This window comes from Arthrobacter sp. S2(2024), assembly GCF_036662515.1.
Taxonomy (GTDB): Bacteria; Actinomycetota; Actinomycetes; order Actinomycetales; family Micrococcaceae; genus Arthrobacter.
In genome coordinates this window covers 48,772-67,862 of the sequence record NZ_JAYKZI010000005.1, presented here as the reverse complement: position 1 = coordinate 67,862, position 19,091 = coordinate 48,772, and the positions used below count along the sequence as shown (strand labels likewise).

Annotated in this window: 16 protein-coding genes; 8 read left to right on the top strand and 8 right to left on the bottom strand. The window is 64.4% G+C overall.

Annotated elements, in window-relative coordinates:
- Nucleotides 1-706 precede the first annotated feature (706 nt).
- The 3 genes from VLA65_RS12510 to VLA65_RS12500 all read right to left on the bottom strand — a co-directional run bounded on the left by VLA65_RS12510 (nt 707) and on the right by VLA65_RS12500 (nt 5,405).
- Complete coding sequence (locus tag VLA65_RS12510) at nt 707-3,457, bottom strand: PEP/pyruvate-binding domain-containing protein (protein WP_332602683.1); 2,751 nt, start codon at nt 3,455-3,457, stop codon at nt 707-709.
- Between the two features lie 99 nt (nt 3,458-3,556).
- On the bottom strand, nt 3,557-4,222 hold the full coding sequence (locus VLA65_RS12505) for a PAS and ANTAR domain-containing protein (protein ID WP_307054626.1): 666 nt from the start codon (nt 4,220-4,222) through the stop codon (nt 3,557-3,559).
- 220 nt (nt 4,223-4,442) lie between these two features.
- Nucleotides 4,443-5,405 (bottom strand): plastocyanin/azurin family copper-binding protein, encoded by a 963-nt coding sequence (locus VLA65_RS12500; protein WP_332602682.1) that lies wholly within the window; start codon nt 5,403-5,405, stop codon nt 4,443-4,445.
- A 418-nt stretch (nt 5,406-5,823) separates the two neighbouring features.
- Here VLA65_RS12500 and VLA65_RS12495 point away from each other — a divergent pair, with 418 nt between their 5' ends.
- The 3 genes from VLA65_RS12495 (at nt 5,824) to VLA65_RS12485 (ending at nt 8,767) form a co-directional block, all read left to right on the top strand.
- On the top strand, nt 5,824-6,870 hold the full coding sequence (locus tag VLA65_RS12495) for an LCP family protein (RefSeq protein ID WP_332602681.1): 1,047 nt from the start codon (nt 5,824-5,826) through the stop codon (nt 6,868-6,870).
- 205 nt (nt 6,871-7,075) lie between these two features.
- Nucleotides 7,076-7,696 carry a TasA family protein gene (locus VLA65_RS12490; RefSeq protein ID WP_284990045.1) on the top strand — a complete coding sequence of 207 codons (621 nt, stop codon included), beginning with the start codon at nt 7,076-7,078 and terminating at the stop codon, nt 7,694-7,696.
- Between the two features lie 84 nt (nt 7,697-7,780).
- Entirely contained in the window at nt 7,781-8,767 is a 987-nt protein-coding gene (locus VLA65_RS12485; RefSeq protein WP_332602680.1) for a signal peptidase I, read from the top strand.
- 36 nt (nt 8,768-8,803) lie between these two features.
- Here VLA65_RS12485 and VLA65_RS12480 read toward each other — a convergent pair whose 3' ends face one another.
- The gene (locus VLA65_RS12480) at nt 8,804-9,022 is read right to left on the bottom strand and encodes a hypothetical protein (protein WP_332602679.1); all 219 of its coding nucleotides are present in this window, start codon (nt 9,020-9,022) and stop codon (nt 8,804-8,806) included.
- A gap of 340 nt (nt 9,023-9,362) precedes the next feature.
- Here VLA65_RS12480 and VLA65_RS12475 point away from each other — a divergent pair, with 340 nt between their 5' ends.
- Together VLA65_RS12475 and VLA65_RS12470 are read left to right on the top strand one after the other, a co-directional pair.
- The gene (locus tag VLA65_RS12475; RefSeq protein ID WP_332602678.1) at nt 9,363-11,573 is read left to right on the top strand and encodes a S9 family peptidase; all 2,211 of its coding nucleotides are present in this window, start codon (nt 9,363-9,365) and stop codon (nt 11,571-11,573) included.
- A 54-nt stretch (nt 11,574-11,627) separates the two neighbouring features.
- The gene (locus VLA65_RS12470; RefSeq protein ID WP_332602677.1) at nt 11,628-13,259 is read left to right on the top strand and encodes a sensor histidine kinase; all 1,632 of its coding nucleotides are present in this window, start codon (nt 11,628-11,630) and stop codon (nt 13,257-13,259) included.
- 260 nt (nt 13,260-13,519) lie between these two features.
- Here the strand turns inward: VLA65_RS12470 and VLA65_RS12465 are convergent, their stop codons facing one another.
- From VLA65_RS12465 to VLA65_RS12455, 3 genes are all read right to left on the bottom strand, one after another.
- Complete coding sequence (locus VLA65_RS12465) at nt 13,520-13,693, bottom strand: hypothetical protein (RefSeq protein ID WP_172465637.1); 174 nt, start codon at nt 13,691-13,693, stop codon at nt 13,520-13,522.
- Nucleotides 13,694-13,775: 82 nt separating this feature from the next.
- Nucleotides 13,776-14,576, bottom strand: a complete 801-nt coding sequence (locus VLA65_RS12460; protein ID WP_332602676.1) for a response regulator transcription factor — start codon at nt 14,574-14,576, stop codon at nt 13,776-13,778.
- A gap of 172 nt (nt 14,577-14,748) precedes the next feature.
- Nucleotides 14,749-15,399: a TetR/AcrR family transcriptional regulator gene (locus VLA65_RS12455; RefSeq protein WP_307054608.1), complete on the bottom strand. Its 651-nt coding sequence runs from the start codon at nt 15,397-15,399 to the stop codon at nt 14,749-14,751.
- Nucleotides 15,400-15,633: 234 nt separating this feature from the next.
- On the opposite strand from VLA65_RS12455, the gene VLA65_RS12450 reads away from it, so the two are divergent.
- Complete coding sequence (locus VLA65_RS12450; protein WP_284990052.1) at nt 15,634-16,494, top strand: DMT family transporter; 861 nt, start codon at nt 15,634-15,636, stop codon at nt 16,492-16,494.
- Between the two features lie 28 nt (nt 16,495-16,522).
- Here VLA65_RS12450 and VLA65_RS12445 read toward each other — a convergent pair whose 3' ends face one another.
- Nucleotides 16,523-17,077 carry a GNAT family N-acetyltransferase gene (locus tag VLA65_RS12445; protein WP_284990053.1) on the bottom strand — a complete coding sequence of 185 codons (555 nt, stop codon included), beginning with the start codon at nt 17,075-17,077 and terminating at the stop codon, nt 16,523-16,525.
- Nucleotides 17,078-17,206: 129 nt separating this feature from the next.
- Here VLA65_RS12445 and VLA65_RS12440 point away from each other — a divergent pair, with 129 nt between their 5' ends.
- Entirely contained in the window at nt 17,207-17,689 is a 483-nt protein-coding gene (locus tag VLA65_RS12440; protein WP_059389548.1) for a hotdog fold thioesterase, read from the top strand.
- Nucleotides 17,690-17,696: 7 nt separating this feature from the next.
- Nucleotides 17,697-19,049, top strand: a complete 1,353-nt coding sequence (gene paaK, locus VLA65_RS12435) for a phenylacetate--CoA ligase PaaK (protein ID WP_306959145.1) — start codon at nt 17,697-17,699, stop codon at nt 19,047-19,049.
- The last annotated feature ends 42 nt before the right edge of the window (nt 19,050-19,091 follow it).

Here is a 19,091-nt window from a genome sequence, read left to right as displayed (position 1 = left end):
CGAGTTGGGGAATGTGGGCTGGTCCAGCACCAGCTCTCTAGCAACTTAGCAACGCCAAATACCCCGTGGAGCAGTCCTTGGGACTTCCTGTGTCAAGACTCGCGATCCTGCGCATTTCTTGGGTTAAACCTAGGGAAACCCTTGCGATCTTGGGCTTTCCTGCCGAGCCCGAGCAAAGGTGGGAAAACAGCTCAACCGCCCCGCCGCCGTCGGGCCCCACCCCCGGAACCCTCGCTCACATATACGGCCAAATCCCCGAACCCTCGCTCGGATATGTGGCCAAATCCCCGAACCCTCGCTCGGATCAAGTGAGCGAGCGTCCGCCGAAAACACCCCATATGTGAGCGAGCGTCCGAGGGGGCACAACCCAAAGGTGCCCCAACAGCGCAACCGCCCCGCCGCCGTCGGGCCCCACCCCCGAACCCTCGCTCACATACACGGCCAAATCAAGTGAGCGAGCGTCCGCAGAAAACACGACATAAGTGAGCGAGCGTCCGAGGGGGCACAACCCAAAGGCGCCCCAACAGCACAACCGCCCCGCCGCCGTCGGGCCCCACCCCCGAACCCTCGCTCACATATACGGCCGAATCCCGGAACCCTCGCTCGGATATGTGGCCAAATCCCCGAACCCTCGCTCAGATATAAGCGAGCGAGCGTCCGCCGAAAACACCACATAAGTGAGTGGGCGTCGGAGGGGGGCGCAACGCTAGGCGGGTGGGGGTTCGACGGTCACCGTGCCCGCGTCGCCGTCGACGGTGATTTGTTGGCCGCTCGTGAGCCGTTGGGTGGCGACTCCGGTGCCGAGCACGGCGGGGATGCCGTACTCCCGGGCCACGATGGAGCTGTGGCTCAACGGGCCGCCGACGTCCGTGACCACGGCGGAGGCCATCGCGAACAGCGAGGTCCACGCGGGAGTGGTGATACGGGCAACCAGGACCTCGCCGGGCGCCATCTGGCTGAAATCCTGGGGCCCGCCCAGCACACGCGCAGGAGCACTGACCCGGCCGGCACTGGCGCCGACTCCTTTGATGACGTCGCCCGGCTGGTCCTGGGAGCGTGCCGGCATCATCGATTCGAAAGCGCCCTTCATCCAACGGGTCTCCGGCAGCAGTTGCGGTGCGGCCGCCTTGGCCTGGCCACGCCAAAGCATCTTGCGCTCGTCGACGACGTCGGCGCGGACGGGGCGCGCCGCCCCGGTAATTGCCACCGCCACGGGTGCGGGCGGTTCCGTCGAGCCCGGCGGTTGCGGCGCGGCGAGGCCGAACTCGACGGCGCTTTGCAGCTCGTGCTGTCGTAGCCAGAACACGTCGGCGGGACGGGCGACGACGCCGGAGTAGACCAGCCGTTGTCCGAGTTCGAGCAGCATCCGCCGGATCAGCGGCCAGGCGAGCCCGACGTCGGCGAGCGCGTCTTCGCGGATCGGTGCGGACTTCTGCGCCCACCGGAGCAGACGGATGAACGGCGCCCTACGACTCCGCCCGAGCCGGGTCCGTCCGAGCCGGGCGAGTATGCGCTCGGTTTGGTCCTCCCGCCGGGCGGCCGAGAGCCGCTGGCGCTCATGCGGATCGTTGCCTTGTCCCCGGAGGTAGAACTTCACCGTGTCCAATAGCGCCGAAGGATCGTCGGCCGGCACCGGGCTGGCGAAATCCAGGTTGTAGACCGCATGGCCGAAGCGATCGAGGTGGGCTTGGAAACGCGGACGCCATTGCTGCCAAAGCGCCGGGTCCATGCCGGCAGGCGGGAGCCAGTTTCTCTGCGACTCAGCCAGTGCGGCCGTCGATTGATTGAGGATCGCCGGGGCGAGCCCCTCGACTTCCCGGGCCCACGCCGCGAGGTCGTACAACGATTTCTCTGCCCGTATGGGTTCACTGTCATAGCCGAGGAGGAACGTCTCCGCCGAAGGATCTCCAGTGCGTCGGATGAGTTTGTCGTAATACGCGCGGAAGGAAATTTCGCTCGTGGCGGCGATCGGTATGACGGACTCCACGGCCGTGTAGTACACGGTTCCGGCGTCGAGCAGCGTCCGGACACCCGCAAGCAGCTCCTCTCCCGAAAGCTCCCCCAGGGACTTTGCGGACCAGTCCTCGAGCACCTGCTTATAGCGCGGATGCGAGAATTCCCTCCAGCCAGCCAAGCCCATGTGCGCCTTGCCACGAGCCAAGGCGACCACGGCGGGACCAACCTTGCCCATCACGCGCCACATCGCCGCGGTGCGGTAGTAGTAGTACGCGTACCCGTTGATAGTGGGCAGCCCGACGTCGCCGTCCCTGACCACTTCGCTCCCGACGGCCTCGTTCATCAGGGCCTTGAGGGACCGGGTCACCGAGCCGTCGATGAGGTCGGCGAACAGTGGCGAGAGCGGATCCGGCAGTTGTTCCACGATGCTTGCCCGGAAGTAGAGCCCCTTCGGGTAGGGCAACGGCCAGGTATCCGGGGTATCGGCAACGGGTTCAGGCAGTGCCGTGATGGGCCGGGATTGCAGCATGAAGAAATTGCCGTCCGCCCGCGCCCATTCGATGTCCTGCGGAGTTCCGAAGTAGTCCGAAATCCTCGTTCCATAGCGGGCCAGCGCGGCGGCAGCCCCGTCGTCGAGCACGGCCCGGTTGCGAAGTTCCGCCGGGACCGGCTGCTCCGTAGTGCCTCCTTGGTCCGGCGCGACGTCGGCGCGGTCGGCGGCGCGGTCCGGGACGCCCTCGGCGTACACAGTCATGACTTCCTTGTCGGCCGTCCGGCGCGAGAGCACGCGGCCCGTTCCCGCTTCGACAACAAGGTCATCCGTGGTGACGGTTCCGCTGACCACGGACTCCCCCAGGCCCCACGCGGCACTGATCGCGATCTGGTCGCGGCGACCGTTGGCCGGATTGGCGGTGAACATGACTCCGGCGGCCTCGGCCTCCACCATTCGCTGGACAACCACCGCGAGGCGTACGTCGCCAGGCGCAATGCCTTCTCGGGTCCGGTAGGCCATGGCCCGCGCCGTCCACAAGGAAGACCAGCAGTCGACGACGGCGGCATCCAACGCTTCCGCCCCGCGGACGTTGAGGTAGGTTTCCTGTTGCCCGGCGAAACTGGCCGAGGCAAGGTCCTCGGCCGTGGCGGACGAGCGCACCGCAACCGCCACGGCGCCGCCGTCGTCGCCGCGAAGGCCTTCATAAGCGGCAGCGAGCTCGTATGCGATGGCCGCAGGCATGGTCCCACCGGTGAAAAGGTCCCGGATCGCGGCCGAGGCGTCCTCGTAATCCTGGGGCGCGGCCTCCGACGGGAGGGTCGCCAGTTCCTGGATGCGCGCCTGGATCCCGTTGGCATCCACGAAGGCCTCATACGCTGCGGTGGTCAGCACGAACCCGGGAGGGACCGGCAGCCCGGCGCGGACCAGGTTGCCCAGCCCGACGCCCTTGCCGCCCGCCACGGCGACGTCCGCTGCCTGGACATCGGCGAAGTTGTAGATGTAGGTCATGACCGTCGCTCCTTGTCGCGGAGACGCCCTCATCGAGCCTGACCCACAACATACTGCCACGCCGTCGGGCGCGAGGCGATGGCTGGGCCGGCCGGCTTCTTACTGCGGGCTCAACGCGCGTTTCACCGCCGCTTGGTCGCACGCCTGGAGAACACGGATGAACTCGTCCATCGCTTCCGGCCCCGCGTCGGTGTCAGCCACGCGAACAAGGTGGGAGGCGAGGACTGCGACTTTGACGTTCGTCATGCTGCTGCAACCCGCCAGCAGTTTGAAGGCGGCCTCGGAGCTGAGGAGCAGCCGCCCCATGAGGATGCCGCGTGCCTGATTGATGACGCCCCGCGTCGCATTGGCGCCCGCGACGGCGTCACGCGCCGCCTGCTCGGTTTCCCGCCGCAGCGTGGACGTCAGGTCCACCGTGGTCCCCTCGAGCGCGACGGTGCCCGAGGGGCCCAGTTGCGCATTCCCCGCCGTCAGGACCCTGCGGACATGTCCCTGCGCGTCGATGATCCGGTGGTAAATGCAGAAGTGTCCGCCCTCGCGGAATACCTGAGCCAGGATCTCCATGGCCCGCGGCCGGTCATCCGGGTGCTTGTGCGACATCAGCAGCTCGAGCGTGGGCACTACTTCCCCACGCTGGTAGCCGTGGAGATTGAAGAGCCCGTCGGACCATTCCGCTTTCCCGGTGAGCGGGTCAAAGAGGAAAGTTCCGGCCGGAAAGCCGGGGGCGCCCAGTGCACTCGAGTACGTATGAGGGCTGTCCAACATGGCGCAAAGACTCATTTCATAAGGTTGCTTATTAATTCAGCTAAGCGTACAGAATACAACGCGTACGACGGCGGTGCGCACCGCCTGCTCACGGCCCCCCGCAACCCGGGGCTTGGTTCCCGGCCGGGTGTTTGTAGCGCACATGCAGGAAACCAGCCCCGGATATGCAAGAAACTACCACGTACGGGAAACAAGCCCCAGTATGCGTTCGAATCAGCAGCTAGTCCTTCACCACCACCTTGCCGACCATTCCAAAGTAGTCGTGGAGTGCGCAGATGTAGTCGTACACCCCTGCCTTGTTGAAGGTCACCGTGAACGTCACGCCCGGCGGCAAGATACCCGAATTGAGCTGCCCGCCCGTGTAATTCGTCGGATCGCCCAGCGGCGGGAACGGGTTGGCCGGCTCGGCACCGAAGGTCACCGTGTGCGGCTCGCCCATGCCGTTGTTCACGAAGCTCACGCTCTCGCCAACATGGATGACCACCTTTGGCTCGATGAACCGCATGACGCTGGCCACGCCGTCGTCGGCTCCGGCAATCACGGTGTGGTTGTCCGCCTGGTCGCGGGCGTCGCTCCATAGCTGGTAGCCGTCACGGATGATGGCCTTTTCAGCCCGCTCTACCCGGTTGTTGTATTGCCCCTGGGTGTACGGGTAGTCCGTACCTTTGGCCCGCACGTGGACTGTGCCCTTCATGGCCGCGCCATGCACCAGGCAGTAGTACGTGAAATCGCCGGTATCCGGGAACTTCAAGGTGTAGGAACCGACTTCGGAGAACCCACTGTTCGAGACGTTCGACATCACGCCGGAGTTGTAATAGGAGTGCCCGTCGTAGGAGGTGCCGCCCTGCGCGGATATATAGAGGGGACTGAATGGATCAAAGGGTTGCGTGGACTCGATGGTTTGCCCGGCGGCCAGGAACGTGACTGTATGTATTTCGGCCGCGTTGGCCTCCCAGGCGACCTTGTCACCCGCATTGATGTAGATGTTCTTCGGCAGGAAGGACATTCCCTGGATGGCCTGGTCCGACGATTCGGAGCCGACCTGGACGGTCCACGTCCTTGGGGATTTGCCAGTGTCCGCTGCCGCTGTGCCGCTGAGCGCGACCGGCAATACCAGGGCAAGGAGCAAAATCATGAGCGCCCGAAGGCGCGGCAATAGGAGGGGTTTTGGATGAGCAGTCATAAGACTCATTCCTTAGGAAAATCTTTGCTGACCGGCTGTTATTAGCCTGGAAATTTTGAGGCGCCGGAGACCATGGCGTCGTTTGACGGTGACTCGGTTTCTTTTAATTCCCTATGAACTTCAGCTCGCAACTGCTGCCCGTCCCCCGCATACGGCGCGGCGCCACGGCGTTGGGGCCATGCAGGATCCTCCCTTGCTCGCAGGGATAACGTCCGGTTCCGTGGGCCAAGAGCCCCCCATTACGGAACCGAAAGGACACGGCAAAACCGGCCCATGTGAAGGCGAGAGATTTATCTCTCATCGTGCTACCAAGACGTTATTTTGTCGAGACACCAGGACTGCGCTCGGGTGATTTTTGTGGCCGAAATGAGGCCTTCCCTGCCGCGTTTTTAACCCACCTGGGTGATACGTTCCGGACATGAACGGACGACGGCGACTGTGGCTTGCGGCGGGACTGGCAGTTTTGCTGGCCCTGGTGGTGGTTTTGGCCGCGGTCATCGCCGGATCCAACAAGACCCCGTCCTCCGCACCGTCATCCCCAAGCCCCACCGCGACCCCCACGCCGTCGGCAACTCAAACCCGTAAGCCAACCGCTGCCGCACCCGCCCCCGCACCTGCCCCGCCGACCATCCCGGAGCTTCCGGCGGCGCCAATGAACATCCTGGTGATCGGCAGCGACAGCCGTGAAAATGCCAAAGAGGAGAACAACCAGACCATCACAACAGGCCAGGCATCGGACCAACGTTCGGATTGCCTGATGCTGATCCACGTTCCGGCGGACCGGCACAAGGTCTACGGTATTTCGATCATGCGCGACAATTGGGTGGACATCCCCGGCTACGGCGCGTCAAAAGTAAATTCGGCCCTTGGGCTGGGAGGCACCCCCCTGGTGGTCCGTACGGTGGAATCGCTGCTCGGCGCCCATGTGGACCACACGGTCATGCTTGATTTCCACGGCTTCAAGCTCCTGACGGATGCCTTAGGTGGCATCGACGTCAATGTCACGCTGCCGTTCACCTCCACTATCGAGACCCAGCATCAATTCGTGGCCGGCATCAACCACTTGGATGGACAGGCCGCGCTGGAGTTTGTCCGCGAGCGCCATGCCTTCGTCGACGGCGACTACCAGCGCGTCCGCGACCAGCAGACGTTCCTCCGCGCTCTCCTGGTCAAGCTTTCGGGAGGCGTGCAGAATCCTGCCGGCGTGCTGGGACTCGTCCAATTCGCAGCCAATGACCTCACCGTGGACGACGGCTTTGACCCGATGTCCGTCGCCATCCTGGCCTACGGACTCCGCACCGTGGATCCCACGGCATCAGTCTTCTTCACCTTGCCCACCGCGGGCACGGGTACTTCCCCGGACGGACAATCGATCGTTCTGCCGGATTACGCGGGGATCGGGGAAGTGGCCGCGGCGCTGCGGGACGACACCCTCCCGCAGTATGTGGCAGCCCACGGTTACTGAGGCTCCGCGGGCTACTCGTTTCCACTACTGGGAGGCAGCAATGCATTTACCTCCCACCACTCGAAAACTACTTGATCGAATCTTTAACCAAACTTCGAGAAAAGCTTGCGGGAACCTTGCGGCTTCCTAAAAAACCTGCCCGAAAGTAGAGGACATCGGACAGCAAAGTCCCGGTCTCACGGGCTTCAAGAAACGGAAAACGATCATGGGTCTCAACCTGAAAACCACCACCGGCAAAGTCATCGCATCCCTGGCCCTGGTCGGCACTGCTGCCGGCGTGGCAGGACTGGGAACCTACGGCGCCTTCACCTCCAGCACCTCCGCCAGCAACACCGTCGCCTCCGGCATCGTGAACATCGCCCTCGGCGCCACCGGCACCACCAACCGCCTCAGCGTCGCCGCCTCCGGCCTGGTCCCCGGCGACACCGTCCAACGCGTCGCCACCCTGACCAACGCCACCGGAAACCAGAACCTCTCCGCGATCACCCTCACCACCGCAGCCTCCCCGACCTCCCTGCTGGACACCAACACCACCATGGGCCTGCAGGTCACCGTCGATAACTGCTCCACCGCCTGGACCGAAGCCGGCACCGCCCCCGCCTACACCTACACCTGCTCCGGCACCACCACCAGCGTCCTCGCCTCCCGCCCCGTCATCGGCGCCAACCTCACCCTGGCCAACCTCACCTCGGTCACCGCCGGACACACCGACAACCTCCGCGTCACCCTCACCCTGCCCTCCACCGCAGACAACACCCTCCAGAACCAGAGCAGCACCATCGCCTTCAACTTCACCGGCACCCAGCGCACCGCCACCAACCAGTAACACCCCCACCCAGCCAGCCCTCCGCCGTCGAGCCCCCCATGCAAACGACGGCGGAGGGCCTTCCACAAGAACGGAGACCCAGCCATGACCGCTTCACTGGTCCGCCCCCGGCGGGTCTCCCAGACGGCCACCACGACGGCGACGCCCGGCTCGGGCAAGAACCGGGGTGTTGCGTCGAAGATTGCCCGGGCGCTGGTCAGCGTCATCACCACCACGATCATGGTCGCGGCAGTGGCTGCGTTCCTGTTCCTCGCGGTCGGGCCCCGCGTCCTCGGCTACCAGACCAGCACCATGCTCACCGGCTCGATGTCGCCCCTGATCAACCCGGGAGACGTGGTTGTCACCGTTCCCGTGGCGGTCCAGAACCTGAAGGTCGGGGACATCATCACCTACCACATTCCGGTGGAGGACCAGCGGGTGGAGACCCACCGGATCATCGACCTGACGGTGAACAACCAAGGCACTGCCACCGTCCGCACCAAGGGCGACGCGAACAACGGCGCCGACCCCTGGACAGCGACATTGGCCGGAGGCCAGGTTGACCGCCAGGTGTTCACCGTCCCGTACCTGGGCAACGCGATCCGCGCTCTTCGTGATCCCGTGGTCCTGAAGGTCCTGATGTATGGCGCTCCGGCCGCCCTGGTGGTCATGGTTCTCGTCTCCATCTGGCGGAAAAAGCCCGAAGGCGACGACGGCGCCGTGGACACCGGCGCTGCCCTGCCGGCCTTTGACCGTCGCCCGCTCAAGCGCCTGGCACGGGAAATGAAAAGCAAGGAGGCTGCCGAGAAGTTCGCGGCCGCCTACGCCAAGATGCTTCCCCAGCGTGTGGACAAGATCAGCCACGCACTGAGTACCGGCGACAGCGACCTCGCGATGGATGCGGTGCTCAGCCTGAAAACCAGCTCCTCGATGGTGGGGGCGCTGCGGATGGAACAGCACTGCGTCCGCCTCGAACACGCCTTGGTCACAACCGACCACACCGCGGCAGCCCACGCCGGGGAACTCGTCCGCCAGCACCAACCACAGCTGGAAAAGGCCCTGGGCGGTCACACCACCCGGCGCGCCGCGTAAAATCCTCTTCACAGAACCGAACCGGATGCCCTCCCCTTACCGCATGAAAGCGGTGAGAATGGAATGGACCACCGGGCCTGACAGAAAGCCGCTGACCTTGCGTAGAAGCCGGAGCACCGCCGACGCAGCGCAGACGCCTGCGTTGGGGCGCGTCGCCGCGGTCCTGGCAGCGGCTGCGGTGTTGGTCTTCGCTCCCGGCATCGCGCAGGCCGCGTTCTCTGGAATGGACTCGGCGTCAACCAGCGTAGGTACCATGTCAATGCCTGCCCCAACCGGTGCCAGTGTTACCGCCACTTGTGTAGCCCGTAGCCTGATCGTCATTGTCGACAACTATGGAACAGTCCCGCGCGCGACGTCATACGAGTTTTCGGTTGTAAACCCCGGCGGATCCACTTTCTCAGCGCCTAGTGGAACTTACACCAAATCCCCAGCAGCCAAGGGCACGTGGACCTACCAGATCCGGGGGCTGTATCAGGTATCCCCCGGCAACGTGTGGACGGGTCAATATTTCCAAGGAACGGTGGTGTGCTGACGGAACGGCCGCTCTGAGCGAAATCGGTGGTCGCGTGTCGGTGGCCCTCTATAGAGTTGCCCCATGAGCCAGCCTGCCACGCCTCCAGTTCCCCCCGTCGCCAAGAAGGTGCCGCACACCCGCGAGCACCACGGCGATGTTTTCGTGGACAACTACGAATGGCTCCGGGACAAGGAATCCTCCGAGGTCATCGAGCACTTGAAGGCTGAAAATGCCTACCAGGAAGCCGTCACCGCACACCAGGAACCGCTGCGGGAGGCGATCTTCCAGGAAATCAAGGGACGCACCCAGGAGACGGACCTCTCGGTCCCCAGCCGCAAGGATGGCTGGTGGTACTACACCCGCTCTGTCGAGGGCAAGGAGTATGGCATCCAGTGCCGCGTCCAGGCCGCGAACTCGGGCAACCCGGTGGCGGACTGGACCCCGCCGGCGGTGGAACCCGGCGTCGAACTCCCGGGTGAAGAAGTCCTGCTGGACGGGAACGCCGAGGCGGAAGGCAAGCCGTTCTTCTCCATTGGCGGCACTGCGGTGACGTTGGACGGCAACCTCTACGCCTACGCCGTGGACAACTCCGGCGAGGAACGCTTCACGCTCCGCATCAAGGACCTGCGCACGGGTGAACTTCTGCCCGACGTCATCGAGAACATCTTCTACGGCGTGGCCTTCTCCCCCGACGGCACGCGGATCTTCTACACCGTGGTTGACGATTCCTGGCGCCCGTACCAAGTAAAGTCGCACGTCCTGGGCACGCCCGTCAGCGAGGACGAGGTGATCTACCAGGAGGACGACGTCGCAATGTGGCTCGGATTCGAGCTCTCCTCCGACCGGAGGTACCTCGTGCTGAGCATCGGCTGCTCGGAATTCAGCGAGACGCGCCTGCTGCGCTTCGACGATTTCGACGCCGGCCTGTCCACCGTGATTTCCCGCGACGAACACATCCTCTACGAGGCCGAGCCGTTCCTCCTCGATGGTGTTGATGGACAAAAAGCTGAGACCATCCTCCTGACCCACAACAAGGGTGCCATCAACTCGATGGTGTCCATCGCGGACCCGGCCGAGTTCGCCAAGCCGCTGTCCGAGCAGAACTGGCGCACCGTCGTCGGGCATTCCGACGCCGTTCGCGTCAACGGCGCGGGCGTCACCTCGACGCATCTGGTGGTGTCGGTACGGCAGGACACGATCGAACGCGTGCAGGTGCTTCCGCTCGCCGGGCTGGGAACCGCCGCGCAAGGCGCAGCGGTTGAGCCCGCCTTCGATGAGGAGCTGTACACGGCCGGCGTGGGTGGAACCGACTATGAAGCCCCCGTGATCCGCATCGGGTACACGTCCTACTTCACGCCGTCGCGCGTGTATGACTTCGTGCTGCCCACCGCCGCCCTGCCGCACGGCGAACTGCGGCTGCGGAAGGAAAGCCCGGTGCTGGGCGGATACACCGCGTCCGACTACGTGGCCACCCGGGAATGGGCGACGGCGGCGGACGGCACGCGCGTCCCGCTGTCCGTGTTGCGGCACGCCTCCCTTGCGCGGGACTCAAGCGCCGCCGGCCTGGTGTACGGCTATGGCTCGTACGAGGTCAGCATGGATCCCGGCTTCGGCGTGGCCAGGCTGTCCCTCCTCGATCGCGGAATCGTCATGGTGATCGCCCACATCCGCGGCGGCGGCGAGCTCGGCAGGCGCTGGTACGACGACGGCAAGAAGCTCAACAAGAAGAACACCTTCACGGACTTCATCGCCGCAACGGACTGGCTCGCGTCCTCCGGTTGGGTGGCCCCGGAGCGGATCGCGGCCATGGGCGGCTCCGCAGGTGGCCTGCTGATGGGTGCCGTGGCCAACCTCGCGCCGGAAAAGTACGCCGCGATCGTGGCGGCCGTTCCGTTCGTGGACGCGCTCAACACCATCCTGGACCCCGAACTGCCGCTCTCCGCGCTCGAGTGGGAAGAATGGGGCAACCCCATCACCGATCCCGAGGTGTACCAGTACATGAAGTCCTACACCCCGTACGAGAACATCCGGGCCGTTTCGTACCCGCAGATCGCAGCGGTCACGTCCTTCAACGACACCCGCGTGCTCTACGTTGAACCGGCCAAATGGGTCCAGGTGCTGCGCTCCGAGACCACGGGCAGTGCGCCCATCGTCATGAAGATCGAGATGGACGGTGGACACGGCGGAGCATCGGGACGGTACGTGCAGTGGCGCGAGCGCGCGTGGGACTATGCCTTCGTCGCGGACTCCCTTGGCGCCGTCGAACTGCTGCCTGGAGCCGGACTCAAGTAACGTTCTCGATAGTAGGCTTCCCGTGGGGGACGGACCGGACAGTAGGAGCGTAGCTTGACTGACAATGCATCGTTGCCAAACCGGGCCTTGGTGGCCGACCCTGACCCGGCCCGCCTCGCCGAGACGGTTGCAGCGCTCGCCGCGGCAGGGTTCATGGTTCGTTCAGTGCCCGACGCCGGTTCACTTGCGGCCGCGCTGGAAAGCGAACCGTGCGACGTGCTGGTGGTGGACAACGACCTCCGGGAGTTCCTTCCCCGGAACAGCGTTCCGGTTTTGCTCTTGCTGGATCCCGAGAACGAGCTGGATGTTGCTGCCCTGGAAGGGTGGACGATTGCTGATTACACCTACCGAGGACAGCCTCCCGCATTTCGGGTGCACCGGGCCTTGGTACTGATAGCCCGCGCCGCCGAACGGACGCGCCGCCGTTCGGAAGCCGAGTCGCTGAGGGAGAGCCTGCGGAAGGTATCCGCGGCGATCCGGTCAACCATTGATCCAGGCCTGATTGCCCGGCACCTGGTCGACGGAATCGGCGAGGCCTTGGGCGCGGAACACGTCTGGTTCACGACGTTCCCGGATACCCGGGTGCCGCAGGTGAGCGCCGAATGGAACGCGCCCGGACTGGTGCCGGGAGTCCTGCCGGGAGAACTCACTGACGAAATCGCCACGTTCGAACTGGCGGAACGGTTGTGGGCAGAAGCGGAAGTGCAGCCGCTGCCCAAACGGGCTCCCTCGGGTGAATCCGGCGGTGCGGGTGATACCGGTGGTGCGGGGGCGCCGTCGGCCTCTGTTGTGGTGCCGGTAGGCGAGGGAGACCTCGTTCTCGGCGTCATCTGGATCGCCCGCCCGGACACGGCGCAGGAATGGACCCGGGCCGAAATAGGCCTGATTCAGCACGTCTCGGGGAACTTGGCGTATGGCCTGATGCAGAGCCACCTGATCGGCGCGCAACAGCAGGTCATGTACAAGCTCCAGGAACTCGACCAGGCCAAGACCGACTTCCTCACCACCGTGAACCACGAACTCCGAACCCCCCTGACGTCCATCACGGCATACCTGGACATGATCCGCGCTGGCGCCGGTGGACCTCTTCCCGCGGGCGTCGAGCGGATGGTCGACGTCATTTCACGAAATGCCGAGCGGCTCCGACGGCTGATCGAAGACATGCTCACAGTCTCGCACCAGGACACTTCCGGCGACCTCGAACTGAGCCGCGTGAATGTGGGCACCCTGCTCAGGCTTGTTGTCTCGACGTTGCAGCCGCTCGCCGACTCCCGTTCGCTGTCCCTCACTGTGATGCATGCGCCCGGAACCATGACCGTCCAGGCCGACGAGGCCAAGCTCGAGCAAGTCTTCGCCAACATCATCAGCAACGCCATCAAGTTCACGCCCAACGGCGGCCACGTCGCGGTCAGCAGCGGGGTCACCTCGGACCCGGGGACGGTTCCCAGCGTGGTGGTGCGCGTGGAGGACACCGGCGTCGGGATCCCCGAAACCGAGATCGAGCAGGTGTTCACACGGTTCTTCCGCGCTTCAAACGCCTCCACTGCGGCCATCCCCGGGAGCGGGCTTGGCCTGGCGATTGCCCACGACATTGTGGAACGCCATTCCGGCCGGCTCGACGTCGAGTCCGCCCTGGGCGTAGGAACCACGGTTTCAGTCCGGCTCCCGCTGGATACGGAGAGCTGAGGGGCGGCGTCTCTGGCCCGGGCCGGCGCCTTCCTGACCTTCTTTGAATTGGGAAAGCGCTTACGACACGGCAAGTCGCGTAACTCCGGGCCTCAAACGCGGCAAACAGGGTCAGGAACGGCAGCTCCCGGCGTCGGACAAATAAAACACCGCCCCTGGGCGGTGGCCCGGGGCGGTGCGTGGAGCTTCTTCTTGCCCGTCTACCCAAGTAGCTAGCAGTAGATGCCGTTATGAGGCGCCAAAACGGCATCTAGTGCGAGTCAGTTGGGCCACCAACCGATCTGAGCGTAGTTCACAACAGTGCCGGTGGTAACCGTCGTTACTGTTGTGCCGGTGGTGTCGTGCGTGGTCTTCGGTGCGGCATTGGCAGGGGTGACAAATCCGCCAATAGCCAGCAGGCCCGTCATGAGCAGTGTTGCGGCGAATTTTTTCATGCGATGCTCCTTTGAGCCGTGAAAATCCGAAGTTGACTTTCCCAGCGTAAAGAGCGTTGTTAAAGGTTCGCTTAAGATTGGGTCAGTTTTCCGATGTCTTTGCCGCTAGGCGGTAACCGACGCCACGCACGGTTTCCACCCACCGCGGCGACTGCGCCGAGTCGCCGAGCTTCCGCCGCAGATTGGCGATGTGCACCTGGATCGCGCGCTCTTCGGATTCGCTGACAAAACCTCCCGTTTCGTACTCCCTGGCATGGAGCCAGCGGGCAAGCCCCGTGGTGCTTCGCACAACGCGCCCGGCCTCCATGAGGGCCTGAAGAAGGTCGAACTCGGTGCGGGTCAATTGCACCTCTTCGGTTCCCACCCGGGTGGTCCGCGTGGCTACGTCCAGGAAAAGGCCATTGTGTTCCAGTCCCGACGGCTCAGCCGCCGGCAGCGCAGGTGTGGGTCCGGTTGGCGAGTTCGACGGCGGGGCCGGCGGCAGCTCCGCCGTCGGGCTCCCTCCGGAGCTGCTCAAAAGCTTGCTGCCGCGCGGCCGCCGGAGGAGCGTCTCAACCCGGGCCAGGAGTTCGCGCGGCCGGAAGGGCTTGGTGACGAAGTCGTCGGCGCCGATGGCCAGCCCTTGCAGGGTGTCCACTTCACGTGCCCGGGCGGTGAGCATGATGATGTAGGCGTCACTGAACTCGCGGACGCGGCGGGTTACCTCTATCCCGTCAATGTCGGGCAGGCCAAGGTCCAAAGTGATCACGTCAGGGTTGTGAAGGCGGACCGCATCCACGCCATCGACGCCGTTTCCGGCCGCGTAAACCTCCAGGCCCGATGCCTCGAGGACGGCATGGACTACCTCACGGATGTCATCGTCATCCTCGATTACTACAGCCACGCCCGATGCGCCCACGTCAAGATCCCCATCTCTCTTATGCTCAGCCCACCTTAACACCAGCGGTACCTGCTATTCTCGCGCATGTCGGCGTAAGTCCGCTTCACGAGCGCGTGCGCGGCCCGTGCGGAGATCGCTGCGGGGCTGTTTCCGGCACTCTTCCTGGTCGCACTGCTCACCCGATCTGGAGCTCGCGCCTCACGAACGCGATAAGCAGGTTCCGCGATGTTTCCACCGGAAGGGACGAACCCCGCGCATAGCACTGGACGGCGAGGCCATCCACCATGGCTGCCGTCTCGATGGCGAAACCTTGGGGATCGTCACAGACGAAGGATCCCTCGCTGACGCCGCGCTCGGTGATCTCGCGCAAGGCGCTGCGCCAGCCGTCGTAGTGTTCGCCCATCCAGCGTCCGTAGGCTTCGTCCCTGGCCGCAGCGGACCAGAAATCGAACCAGATCAGCCAGTGCCTGCGGGAATTCGCGTCGGAGCCGAACATCCCCTCGAGGAAATACAGCAGTTCCCTAGTGGGGTCGCCGGATCCTCTGGCGCTCTCCTGCAGCGGAACGTAGAAGTCTGCGGTTTCCGCCTTGACTACTTCCATCAGGACTTCGTCGAGACTCTTGAAATGGTAGGTGATGGTCCCGGGTGACACTCCGCAGGCTTTTGAAATGTCGCGGATCAGGACATTGAACAGTCCTTTGTCCGCGATCAGGTCCCGCGCGGCGTCAACAACCAGCTGGCGCCGCACTTCAGTAGGGTGCCGCTGCCGTTCGCCGGCAGTCTTGGCGCGGGGCCGCTCTTCGTGGTCCTTGGCGGTCGCCGTCATGTCGCTCGTCCTCGTTTCCCCTGCTCAGGCCGATGTCCGACTGATGCGCTTCTCAAAGGTCTCTTCAAAGAATAGTGGCTCTCTATTTCTTCCGCGAACGATCTAATTCATGTACTGTACGAATAAATCGTCCGGGAGAGCAATAGTTCCCTGAATAACCGCCCTGTAGCAAAGGGCCATTTCACCGGGAAGGCCCCAATTTTGACCGGATGGTACCGAAGACCAGATGTGCTGATGGTGCTGTCCTCCGCGCCCACATACGTGGCTACCCGAGAGGCCCTGAAAGTGATGGACCCCCAGGACCTGACGCCGCTGCGCTACTTGGGTGCCGCCGTCGTGCTTGGCTTGGTGCTGCTGATCCGGCGGCAGCGGCTTACGCTGCGGGGTGGTGACATTCCGAGGATGCTTGTCGCGGGATTACTGGGGTATGCGGGCTTCGGCCTGCTCCTGAACCTCGGGCAGACAACCGTTCCGGCCGGAACAGCGAGTCTCCTGCTGAATATCTCGCCCGTCTTCGCGTTCGTCCTCGGTCATCTGATGTTGCGGGAGAGAACGTCGGGCCTGGGCTACTGGGGGATGCTGCTTGCCGTAGCAGGCGTCGTAGCCATTACGCTGGGCGATTCCGCGGCCGTCGGCTTCAACGGCGATGCCTTGTACATCGTGGCAGCCGCACTTCTCCTGTCGGCATTCCTCATTGTCCAGCAGCCCCTGCTGGCACGCGTCCCTCCGCTCGAAGTGGTCTTCTGGGGATCCCTCATCGGCGGAGTGGCAACCCTGCCGACCGCCCGGTTCGCAGCGACGCCGTCCGAGTTCACGTGGAACGCTTGGCTGGCATTGGCCGTGCTCGTGGTGATCTGCACCGTGGTGGGCTACGGTTTCTGGAACGTTTCGCTCTCGCGGACCAGCGTGGCAGAGGGCGGTTCTCTCCTGTACGTCGTGCCGGTGCTGTCCCTGCTGCTCGGGTGGATTTTGCTCGGCGAAGTCCCGGGTGTCGCCTCGCTCCTCGGTGGCGCGGCCGCATTGGCCGGCGTCATCCTTCTCTCCCGGGCAACCGCATCCATCGCACCCGAGAAAGAACTGGAGCCCGCACCATGACCGTCCCCCAAGCAGCTCGCAGCGGGCGCTATTTCCGCGCGCGCCACTCCGAGTCAAGCATCGCGTAGATGACTTCGGTGGACCATTGGCCCTTGTAATGCCAGTTGTCCACGAGCTCGGCTTCGCGGCGCATCCCAAGCCGTTCGCACAATCCCGACGACGAGGTGTTCAGGGCATCCAGCTTGGCCTCGATCCGGTGGAACATGAGGGTTTCAAAACCCAGGCGGAGCACGGCTTCGGCCGCTTCTGCGGCGTAGCCCTGGCCTCGGCTTTCCGGTGCCAAGATCCAGCCGATTTCGGCCTGCCCCGTGCCCGGCAGCCACTTGAGCACCACTTCGCCAAGCAAGCCCGCCGCGTCCGCGCGCTCTATGGCGAGGCACACCCAGTCGCCCTCTTGTTCGAAAGAGAAGTTGGCGTAGCGGCCCAACGCTTCCATGGACTGCGTGAGGGTCAATTCCTGCCGGAGCAGGAAGCGCGCCGTCTCGGGTAGCGACTGGTAGGCGTGGAATCGCTCCAGGTCAGTGGCCTCGAACCTGCGAAGCACGAGCCTCGGGGTCCGGATGGGCAGTTCGATGAGCGGCATGACTCGAGGCTACTACGTCGGGGTTTTGGGGGTCTGGATCCCTCCCGCCGAGCGATCTCCTCTTGACAGTTCAAGCAAACTGGGATTACCTAATGAACATTCGGTAAATAAAGCTGGAGGCAATGACGCATGGTTGAGACCACCCTTTCTGGCGCAGCGCAGCACCAGATTCTCAAGAACGACTACGCCTCCGAGTGGATGGGCCTGGAGGTACTCAAGGTCGACGACGGCCACGCCACCGTCCGCATGAAGCTCCGGCAGGAAATGCTCAACGGCTTCGGAATGGCCCACGGCGGAATGATCTTCGCCTTCGCCGATTCAGCTTTTGCACTGGCATGCAACCCGGCCAACCCCTCGCCGTCGGAAGCCGACACCATAACTGTCGCCGCCGGCGTCGACATCAACTTCCTCAAGCCGGCCTATCAAGGCCAGGTGATCACCGCCGTCGCGAACCGTCGCGCCAACAACGGCCGCAGCGGCCTGTACGACATCCAAATCTTCGCGGCCGACGCAAGCGAACCTTCCGCCGTCGGGTCGCCCGAAGAACCGGGCAGCTACGGCGAGCTCATCGCCGAGTTCCGTGGCCGCAGCCGCACCATCTCCAAGAAGTAGGAAGACAATGACACAGAACACCGTCGCCGCTCCCGACGCACCGCTTAACACTGCACAGCTAGATCGCGAAGAAACCATTTCCCGCGACGAGCTCGAGGCCTTGCAGCTGAGCCGCCTCCAGCACACCGTGGCCTACGCCTACGATCGCGTGCCACTGTACAAGCGCAAGTTCGACGACGCCGGCGTCCACCCTTCCGATCTCCGCGAACTGTCCGATCTAGGCAAGTTCCCGTACACGACCAAGGAAGACCTCCGCCAGGAATACCCCTTCGGCATGTTCGCCGTACCGCAAGACGAAGTAGCCCGCATCCACGCGAGCTCCGGAACCACTGGCCGGCCAACCGTCGTCGGGTACACCAAGAACGACCTCGCCAACTGGGCCACGCTGGTGGCCCGCTCGCTCCGCGCTTCCGGCGTCCGGCCGGGCATGAAGGTCCACAACGCCTACGGCTACGGCCTGTTCACCGGCGGTTTGGGCGCCCACGCCGGTGCCGAAGCGCTCGGCTGCACCGTCATCCCGATGTCCGGCGGCCAGACCGAACGCCAGATCCAGCTGATCCAGGACTTCAAGCCGGACGCGATCCTGGCGACCCCGACTTACCTGCTCACAATCGCCGACGCGATGGCGCACATGGGTGTGGATCCGGCGTCGACCTCGCTCAAGTACGCCGTGCTCGGAGCCGAACCGTGGACCGAGGAAATGCGGCATGAGCTCGAAACCACCATGAACATCAAGGCCTGCGACATCTACGGGCTCTCGGAAGTCATGGGCCCGGGCGTCGCCGGCGAGGCCGTGGAGACCCAGGACGGCTGCCACATCTGGGAAGACCACTTCCGCCCCGAAATCATCGATCCGTTCGATCCCTCCCGCGGGGAAAGTGCCGTGCTGGCCGACGGCGAGCCGGGCGAACTCGTCTTCACTTCGCTCACCAAGGAAGCGCTGCCGATCATCCGGTACCGCACCAAGGACCTCACCCGTCTGCTGCCCGGCACCGCCCGCCCCGCGCACCGCCGCATGGGCCGCATCACCGGACGCAGCGACGACATGATCATCCTGCGCGGCGTGAACCTCTTCCCTTCACAGATCGAGGAGATCGCCCTACGCATCCCCGAGCTCAGCCCGCACTTCCAGCTCGAGCTCACCCGCCCCGAAGGCAAGCGCATGGATTCGCTGACGGTCAAGATTGAGCGCCGCGAGAACGTTTCGGTCGAGGCGGGCACGACGGCGGCACACGCCCTGCGCGAACAGATCAAGATCCACGTGGGTTCTTCGTGCGTGGTGGACGTCGTGGAGCCGGGTTCGCTTGAGCGCTCCAACGGCAAGCTGCGCCGCGTCTACGACATGCGACCCAAGAGGTAACGTGGCCGGGCGCGTGCGCGAATCAACCGACCGTTCATGAGA